Here is a 6,505-nt window from a genome sequence, read left to right as displayed (position 1 = left end):
GAGGTAAGGCTCTACCCCTCCCCGCCCCTCCCCTGCAAGCAAGGGAAGGAGCACTAGGACAACACCGCGCTTTTCGCCTCTTCTCCCTGCTTGCAGGGAAAGGCCTTTCCGATTAGATCAACTTGATCTCGCGCAACCGTTCCAGCAGATACTCATGCGAGGTAATCGACGTCTCGTAGCGGCGCGGATTATCCGGCGTGATGCATTGCGGTAGCGGATCGAGCACGACATCGGGGTTCGGATGCAGGAAGTACGGCACCGAGTAACGCGGTTTGCGCGCATTTTCGTTCTGCGGATTGACCACGCGGTGCGTCGTGGACGGGTACACATGATTGGTCAGGCGCTGCAGCATGTCGCCGATATTGACCACGATGGTATCGCCCTCGGTGGTGATCGGCAGCCACTCGCCTTCGCGGCTGAGTACTTCCAGGCCTTCGGCGCTGGCACCGACCAGCAAGGTGATGAAGTTGATGTCCTCATGTGCGCCAGCGCGTACATTGGGGATGTTCTCTTCGGTGATCGGCGGATAGTGGATTGGCCGCAGGATCGAGTTACCCTGGTTAGTCTTGTCCTCGAAGAAGTTCTCCGGCAGCTCGATATGCAAGGCCAGTGCGCGCAGCACGCGTGAGCCGAGCTGGTCCAGCGCATCGAAAAGGGCATAGCCCTTCTGCTTGAAATCGGGAACTTCCGCCGGCCATACGTTCGGTGCCATCACATCGGCAAACTTCGAATCGCGCGAAATTTCCCGACCGATATGCCAGAACTCCTTCAGGTCGGCGTGCTTGCTGTCCTTGGCCGTTTCCACCTTGAACGGCGTATAGCCGCGCGCACCACCGGTACCCTTGAGGTGGTATTGCATCTTGACCTCGGCCGGCAGCGCGAAGAAACGCTGGAAGGCGTCGTAGGCGCCATTGATGAGTTCAAGCGGGATGCCGTGGCCGCTGATACCGCAGAAACCGAATTCGCGATAGGCGGCGCCAAGTTCGGCGACGAAGTTGGCGCGGTCGGTGTCGTAACGACGAATATCGAGAGTAGGAACCTTTTTCATGACATGTCCGTAAGTGAGCGTGCGGTCGATGTTCCGCCACCGCAGGGGCGGGGCACGTCGGGCCGTTCCATGGCGACCTGTCGAGCTCGGAATGTCAGGTTCACAAACGTTCGGCTGCGGATTTTACGACGGCAGCCAGGGTATCTGCCAAGTGTTTCACTTCGGCCTCGTCGGCCGCTTCCACCGTCACACGAACCAGCGGCTCGGTACCCGAGGCACGCAATACCACGCGCCCCCGGCCTTGCAGGGTCTGCTCGGTCTCGGCCAAAGCCTGGCGGACCGCCTCGCTCTGCAGGGCTTCGCGGGCACCGGGGGCGCGCACGTTGACCATGATCTGGGGAAATTTCTTTAGCCCCCGGCGCGCCTCGGCCAGATCCTGACCGGCGGCGCTCAATGCCTCCAGCACGGCCAACGCCGAGACGATACCGTCGCCGGTCGTGGCACGATCCAGGCAAAGGATATGACCCGAGGTCTCGCCGCCGAGCACGCCCCCGTGCTCCTTCAGTTGCTGCAATACGTAACGGTCGCCGACGTTGGCGCGTACCAGCGTCGCGCCCAGTTCGCGCAAAGCCAGGAACAGGCCATAGTTGCTCATCAGTGTGCCGACGACCGGTCCATGCAACTGACCGTTGGCATGCCAGCTGCGCGCCAGCACATAGAGGATATCGTCGCCATCGGCGAGTACGCCATGGCGGTCGACGAGCTGCACGCGGTCGCCGTCGCCGTCGAACGCGATGCCCAAGTCGGCACCTTGCTCCACCACCGCTTTCTGCAAAGCCTGGGGATGGGTCGAACCGACATCGCGATTGATATTGAACCCATCCGGCTGGTTGCCCAGGGAAACGACTTCGGCGCCCAGCTCCGCAAAGACCTTGGGTGCCACCTGATAGGTAGCGCCATTGGCGCAGTCGAGCACGATCTTCATGCCACGCAGGCTGAAATCCTCGGCCAGCGTCGCCTTGCAGAATTCCGCGTAGCGCAATATGCCGTCCACGCGCGTGGCCTTGCCGAGTTGCTCGGACGCCACAGTCACGAAATCGGCTTCGATCTCGGCTTCGATCGCCTCCTCGATCTCGTCGGAAAGCTTTTCGCCATGTGCGGAAAAAAACTTGATGCCGTTGTCGTAATGCGGGTTATGCGAGGCACTGATGACGATGCCTGCCTGTGCACGCATGGAACGCGTCAGGAAGGCCACGCCCGGCGTGGGCATCGGGCCGAGCAGGCCCACGTCGACACCGGCGGCAACCAGGCCGGCTTCCAGGGCCGCTTCGAACATATAGCCCGATACGCGCGTATCCTTGCCGATCAGCACCATCGGCCGCCCCTTGACCTGGCCGCGCTTGAGCACCGCACCGACCGCTCGCCCCAGGCGCAGCATGAAATCGGCACTGATCGGCCATTCCCCGACCAGACCGCGAATGCCATCGGTGCCAAAGTATTTCCGTTGGCTCATAGGGTGGGTTCCTTAAAAGTCAAAGCTTAACCGCCGCCAGCCCCTGTGCAGGCGAACCGGGCATTATTCGTCGTCGGGCCAGCGCGGCATCGCCGGTCGATCGTCACGGCGCGGCGGCGTATCGCCAGCCTTCACCGCTTGCCACACCGCCAATGCATCGACGGTAGCGGCGACATCGTGCACGCGCACCATGCGCGCACCGCGCTGCACCGCAATGACCGCCGCGGTCACCGAGCCGGCCACACGATCGGCCGGGGCCTCGCGACCGGTCAGGCGACCGATCATCGATTTGCGCGACAAGCCGACATAGGCACCGCTGCCCAGGTCGCCGAAACGATCCAAGGCACGCAGCAGCGCCAGGTTGTGTTCCAGATCCTTGCCGAAGCCAAAGCCCGGGTCGACCATCACCTTGCGCTTGTCGATACCGGCCAGCTCGCAGGCGAACACGCGGTCCATCAGGAATCGATGCACCTCACCGACGACATCGTCGTAGTAAGGCGCGTCCTGCATGCTGCGCGGCTCGCCCTGCATATGCATCACGCATACCGGTACGCCAAGCTCCGCCACCGCATCCAATGCGCCTTCGCGGCGAAGCGCATAGACGTCATTGATCATGCCCGCACCCGCGACCACCGCCGCACGCATGACTTCCGGTTTGGAGGTATCGACGGAAATCGGTAGCTGGGTACGTGCAGCCAATTGCTCGATCACCGGGATGACGCGCGCTAGTTCATCCTCGAGGGAAACATTGGCAGCGCCCGGACGCGTCGACTCCCCTCCGACGTCGAGCATGTCCGCCCCCTCTTCCACCAATGTCAATGCATGAGCGACGGCCGCAGCCGTATCTGCATGCCGACCGCCATCGGAAAACGAGTCGGGGGTAACGTTGACGATGCCGACCACGCGCGGGCGATCCAGCACCAGCCGGCGTCCGGCGCAATCGAGCACGGTGGCGAACAGGTCGGTCGACATGGCCTCACTCCCCTCCGCCCAGCACGCCCATGTGCTGCCGGTAGTATCTGAGCTCCTCGATGGAGTCGCGGATATCCGACAGCGCTGTGTGGGCCGATTCCTTCTGGAATCCCTTGCCCACCATCGGCGACCAGCGCCGTGCCAGCTCCTTCAGAGTGGACACGTCGAGGTTACGGTAATGAAAGTAACGCTCCAGCCGCGGCATCTGGCGGTGCAGGAACCGGCGGTCCTGGCAGATCGAATTGCCGCACATCGGCGACTTGCCCGTAGGCACCCAATCCCTCAGGAAGTCCAGGGTGGCGTGCTCGGCTGCCGCGTGGTCGTCGACCGAGGTGAGTACCTGGTCCCACAGCCCGGATCGGCGATGCTGATTACGGTTCCAGGCATCCATCGCCTCCAGCCGCTCGGCCGGATGATGAATCGCGAACACCGGTCCTTCGGCGAGAATGTGGAGATCCTTGTCGGTCACGATCGTGGCGATTTCCAGGATGGAATCGGCGTCGGTATCGAGTCCGGTCATTTCCAGATCGATCCAGATCAGGTTGTCGTCGTTGGCTTGGCTCATGCACCCTCCTGGGCGCGCAGTCTAGGGCCTGTGACCCCTGTTTGCGTAGCCCGCCGATAGCGTCCATGCCATCATCGCACTCATGCAGACGTTTTTCTGGCACGACTACGAAACCTACGGCGCCGATCCCTGGCGCGATCGCCCAGCCCAGTTCGCAGGCATCCGCACCACCCTGGACCTGGAGATCGTCGGCGACCCGGTGATGTTCTTCGCCAAGCCGCCGCGCGAGATACCACCCAATCCGGAAGCCTGCCTGATCACCGGCATCGCACCTCAGCAGGCCGAATGTGAAGGGCTGGTGGAAGCCGAATTCGCCGCGCGAGTCCACGAACAGCTCGCCCAGCCCGGCACCTGCGGCGTGGGCTACAACTCGCTGCGCTTCGACGACGAGGTCACGCGCCAGCTCCTGTATCGGAATTTTTTTGAACCCTACGGACGGGAATGGGAAAACGGCAACTCGCGCTGGGACCTGATCGATCTGGTGCGCATGTGCCAGGCGCTACGCCCCGAAGGTATCGTCTGGCCTCTGCGCGAAGACGGTACACCCAGCTTCAAGCTGGAGCATATCGCCCAAGCCAATCAGCTCGAACAGGAACGCGCCCACGACGCGCTCTCGGACGTGCACGCCCTGATCGGCCTGGCACGCCTGATTCGCGTACGTCAGCCGCGTTTATGGGATTGGTACTTCGGGCTGCGCCGCAAGCAGAAAGTGTTCGAGCTGCTCGATACCGTGAACATGACGCCGGTGGTGCATGTTTCCTCGCGCTACCCGGCAAGCCGGCACTGTCTGAGCATTATCGCCCCGCTAGCGCCTCATCCCACGCGTGCCGGCGAGATCATCGTCTACGATCTGTCGACCGATCCCGCGCCACTGCTCTCGCTCGATGCCGACACTATCGCTGGCCGTGTGTTCGTCGCGCGCGACGATCTGCCCGAAGGCATCGAACGCATTCCATTGCGCACTGTCCGCGCGAACCGCGCGCCCGCACTGGCACCGCTCTCGGTACTGACAGGCGTGGACCATGCACGCCTGCAAGTGGACCTTGACCGCGCCATGGCCTATCGCTCGACACTCCTTGCCGCGAAGGGCCTGGGCGAAAAAGTACGCGAGGTGTTCGGCCGCAGTGGAGACCTGTCACCGGCGGCCGATCCGGAGCTGGCGCTGTACGGCGGTTTTCTGCCCGACGCGGATAAACGTCTGCTCGCCGAAGTGCGCGCCACACCGCCCGCGCAGTTAGCAGGGCGTACCTTTCCCTTTCGCGATGGCCGCTATCCGGAACTGCTGTTCCGCTACCGCGCGCGCAACTGGCCGGAGACCCTCGATGCCGAAGAGCATGCGCGCTGGGAAGCCTTCCGTCGCAACCGTCTTCTGACCCGTGGCCCCTTGACCACGCTCACGCTGGACGAATACTCCGCACAGATCGATACCTTGCGCGCCGACCCACAACGACAGGACAAGCTCGCACTGCTCGACCGACTCAAGGCCTGGGGCGAGGTACTCGCCGCGGGCATCGCCACTGCCGCCTGATTCCATCCAGCCCGATCCGCCCATGCCCACCGCCTATTTCAGCCCCGCCACCTTCAAGTTCCTGCGCGCCTTGGAGCGCAACAACAACAAGACCTGGTTCCAGGCACACAAGGACGACTACGAACGTCACGTGCGCGAACCGTTTCTTGCCCTGATCGGCGACCTGCAGGCGCCCTTGGCCAAGATCAGTCCGCATTACCGCGCCGACCCGCGAAAATCAGGCGGGTCGTTGTACCGGATCTATCGCGATACGCGCTTTGCCAACGACAAGCAGCCATACAAGAACTGGCAGGGTTCGCGCTTCTACCACGAGCGTCGCCATGAGATCCCGGCACCGGCGTTCTACTTGCATATCCAGCCCGGCGATTGCTTTGCCGGCGCAGGCATGTGGCAACCGGAGCCAGACGCGCTCAAGCGCATCCGCGCGTTCCTCGCCGACAACCCGGAAGCCTGGAAGCGCGCCACACGCAGTAAGGCATTCCGCGATCGCTTTACGTTCTGGGGCGAATCGCTGACGCGGCCGCCGCGTGGATTCGATCCCGATCATGAGCTGATCGAGGATTTGAAGCGCAAGAGTTTTGCCGCAGGCGAAGGCTTCGAGGATGCCTTCGCTTGTTCGAGCGAGTTGTTGCCGTGGGTGGTAGAGACATTCAAGCGGATTGCGCCGATGGTGGATTATTTGTGTGCGGCGCAGGAGCTGGATTTCTAGAGCTTCCCCCTTACCCCAACTGTCTCCCTCGGCGAAGCCGGGAGAGGGAGCATACTGAGGTAGAGCCTCAACACTTCGCACTTGCGCAACTGAGCTCCCTCTCCCCTGGCTTCGCCGGGGGAGAGGGCTGGGGCTGAGGTATCCCCACGTTTTTTTGGCGACGGTGTCGCCAAAATCAAAGATATAGCTAGCGGGCGAGCATGGGTTTCAGTATCCGTATGGGTGTCTAG

6 protein-coding genes are annotated in these 6,505 nt (G+C 62.6%); 2 read left to right on the top strand and 4 right to left on the bottom strand.

Going from position 1 to position 6,505, the window contains the following annotated elements; all coding sequences use genetic code 11:
- Positions 1-112: 112 nt before the first annotated feature.
- The 4 genes from VIM98_RS16380 to orn form a co-directional block, all read right to left on the bottom strand.
- Complete coding sequence (locus VIM98_RS16380; protein ID WP_331994182.1) at positions 113-1,048, bottom strand: isopenicillin N synthase family dioxygenase; 936 nt, start codon at positions 1,046-1,048, stop codon at positions 113-115.
- A 100-nt stretch (positions 1,049-1,148) separates the two neighbouring features.
- Complete coding sequence (glmM, locus tag VIM98_RS16375) at positions 1,149-2,501, bottom strand: phosphoglucosamine mutase (RefSeq protein ID WP_331994181.1); 1,353 nt, start codon at positions 2,499-2,501, stop codon at positions 1,149-1,151.
- A gap of 63 nt (positions 2,502-2,564) precedes the next feature.
- Positions 2,565-3,473: a dihydropteroate synthase gene (gene folP, locus VIM98_RS16370; RefSeq protein ID WP_331994180.1), complete on the bottom strand. Its 909-nt coding sequence runs from the start codon at positions 3,471-3,473 to the stop codon at positions 2,565-2,567.
- Between the two features lie 4 nt (positions 3,474-3,477).
- Positions 3,478-4,038: an oligoribonuclease gene (gene orn / locus VIM98_RS16365; RefSeq protein ID WP_331994179.1), complete on the bottom strand. Its 561-nt coding sequence runs from the start codon at positions 4,036-4,038 to the stop codon at positions 3,478-3,480.
- Between the two features lie 82 nt (positions 4,039-4,120).
- Here orn and sbcB point away from each other — a divergent pair, with 82 nt between their 5' ends.
- Together sbcB and VIM98_RS16355 are read left to right on the top strand one after the other, a co-directional pair.
- A complete protein-coding gene (sbcB, locus tag VIM98_RS16360; protein WP_331994178.1) occupies positions 4,121-5,566 on the top strand; it encodes an exodeoxyribonuclease I in 1,446 nt (481 codons plus the stop codon).
- A 22-nt stretch (positions 5,567-5,588) separates the two neighbouring features.
- Positions 5,589-6,275: a DUF2461 domain-containing protein gene (locus tag VIM98_RS16355; protein WP_331994177.1), complete on the top strand. Its 687-nt coding sequence runs from the start codon at positions 5,589-5,591 to the stop codon at positions 6,273-6,275.
- Positions 6,276-6,505: the final 230 nt, after the last annotated feature.

It is taken from the genome of Dyella sp. (genome assembly GCF_036568765.1).
Classification (GTDB): Bacteria; Pseudomonadota; Gammaproteobacteria; order Xanthomonadales; family Rhodanobacteraceae; genus GSA-30.
This window is presented reverse-complemented; position numbering and strand designations above follow the sequence as displayed.